Raw genomic sequence first — 2,218 nt, 5'->3', positions numbered from 1 at the left:
GACCGGGAAGACAACCTCTTCCCAGAAGAAATCGACCAATCCCCGGCCACGCCGCACAGGTTAAAGATCAAGCTAGGGCATGTTGGCCCGGGCGGAGAACTCCAGACCGTAGAAACGGGCGAACTCGACGGCGAGCATTTTGGCGGTCGCGGCCGGTGGGACGGTGACGTAGGCGACCGGCAGCCGGTGCCGGCTGTCAGGGTGCCGCTTGCGGACGGCGCGTTCGTGGGTGCGGCCGAGCTGGGTCAGCGCGGTGGTCTTGCCGGTGCCGGATGCGCCGGACAGGATCAGGCCGCGCCGGGCGGAGACCTGCCGCCGGTTGAGCTGGACCAGCAGCCGACCGGTGCCCAGCATCTGCCGGATGATCGGTGTGTTCACCAGCGGCAGTTCGGCGTGGTATTCGCGGCGGGCTTCGTCGTGCGCGGCCCGCCGCGACCGGGTCAGCGCGAGGAGTTGCTCGGCGCTGAGCGCGGCCGGTGGTTCGGGCTGGTAGTCCACGAACCGGCGCCAGCCTTCCTTGGTGGTCGGCGGTTCCTCCTGCATGATCACATCGTCGTCGGCGACGGTGGTCATATCCACCTCTCTGCTTCGGCGTCAGCGTCAAAGACCCCGAACGGGATGACCTCAGCGTCCGGCGCGGTGGACTCGTCGACGGCCAAGGGTGGGGCAGGCTCGGGCAGTTGAGGCCGGTGGGTGGCTTGACCGGCGCGGGTGCGGGCGGTGATGCGGGCGCTCGCCTTGTCCGGTCCGTGCTCGGCACGGGTGAGCAGGTCGTCGAGAACCCGGGTGATCTCGGCCTCGGTGGCTCCCCTGCCGGCCAGGCGACGAGCGTGACGCCAGGTGAAGTCGGCGAACGGCGCGGACACCATCGGCAGGTGCGTCCAGGGGACAGTGATCCAGCCATCCGGGGTGCGCAGGTGGACCTGGGAGACGTCGTAGGGGTCGTAGTGCACCTCCCACCGGTCCCGCTGCGCGACCATTCCGGACCGCTGGTGCCGGTAGGGGCCAAGAGCGGCGGCGTTGTAGGTGCGGTTGTCGATCTGGATGCCCTCGTCGGTAATCCGCCGCCACTTGACCGGCAGCAACTCCAGGTAATTCTCGCCGGTCAGGGTTAGCGGCAGGTAACCGGCGACAGCGACCAGCACGGCGTACTTCTCGTTCGGAGTGAGCACCCGCCGAGGCTGGTGCGGGTCACGCAGCGCCTCGTGCGGGCGATGCTGCCAGCCAACGATGAGCCATTCGTCAAGCAGGTCCTGCAACTCGCCGATCGTCCACTCCCCGGAGACGTCACGGCCGCGCATCATCGGGTTGCCGCCCGTGTATCCGGCGACGTGCTGCGCGAACAAGGTCTTGACCGCAGCGTTCGTGGCCTCGACCACACCCTTGTCGGTCGGGGTGCCCTTGCGGGCCGGCTGGACGGAGATCCCGAGCCGGTTGCAGGCCCGCTCGAAGGTCTCCGAGACGAACACCCGGCCGTGGTCGATGACGATCTGATCCGGGACGATCACCGGCCTGGCCGCCGCCTCCCGCATGCGGGTGTCGATGTCGACCAACCGGACATGCGGCATCCGCGACGCCGACAGCCGAAGCGCGTTGGCCCAGCCCGGCCGCATCGGCTCCGGGACCAACATCTTGGCCAGCAGCAACGCCGCGTCGACGGCCTTGGTGCCGACCGGGCGCAACACCGCGGCGCAGATCGTGCGGGTGGCGACGTCAACGGCGATCGTCAGGTCGGCCCGGACCGGCAAACCGTCGTCGAGAACCACCATCACGTCGATTGGGGTGGAGTCGATCTGCACCTGCTCACCGGGGCGGGAGGCGAACGTCGGAGTGAACACGCCGGTAGGCCGGTTGGCCATCTGCCGGCGGGTGACCGCTGAGCCGAAGGTGTGCTTGCCGGCGGCGAGCCGGTCGACCAGCTCGTAGAAGGCGCTGCGACCGGGCAGCGGCACCACCCCCGGCCCGTGGATCTCTTCGACCCGCTTGATCACCTGGCGGATCAGGCGGGATCGGGTGCCGGTCGAGGCATCGGTCTGCGCCGCGATGACCTCCCGGACAACCTCGACCAGCCGAGCGTCGGCCCGGCCGGCGACCTCCCACGTCCGCACCGCCCGCTGGTCGACCAGCCCCCACAGCCCCTGAGAGCGTGTTTGAGAAGGTCTGTTTTGGACGGCGTGGCGGCGTGACATGCACCGTTGGGGCGGGCAGGGTGGCGCGG

General features: G+C 69.4%; 2 protein-coding genes. Both read right to left on the bottom strand.

What is annotated here, in order from left to right; translation table 11 throughout:
• Positions 1–72: 72 nt before the first annotated feature.
• A complete protein-coding gene (locus tag FF096_RS26125; RefSeq protein ID WP_230463002.1) occupies positions 73–573 on the bottom strand; it encodes an AAA family ATPase in 501 nt (166 codons plus the stop codon).
• Positions 570–2,108, bottom strand: coding sequence for a Mu transposase C-terminal domain-containing protein (locus tag FF096_RS27415; RefSeq protein WP_309223933.1), 1,539 nt, complete (start codon positions 2,106–2,108; stop codon positions 570–572). The genes FF096_RS26125 and FF096_RS27415 overlap by 4 nt, the downstream gene beginning before the upstream one ends.
• Between the last annotated feature and the right edge of the window lie 110 nt (positions 2,109–2,218).

Source organism: Micromonospora sp. CP22 (assembly GCF_009712475.1).
GTDB lineage: Bacteria > Actinomycetota > Actinomycetes > Mycobacteriales > Micromonosporaceae > Micromonospora.
Note: the sequence above shows the minus strand (reverse complement) of the source record. Positions and strands in the feature narration are given on the sequence as shown.

Coding starts and splice junctions, on each gene's coding strand:
- FF096_RS26125 (WP_230463002.1), bottom strand. CDS start 573: ATGACCACCGTCGCCGACGACGATGTGATCATGCAGGAGGAACCGCCG.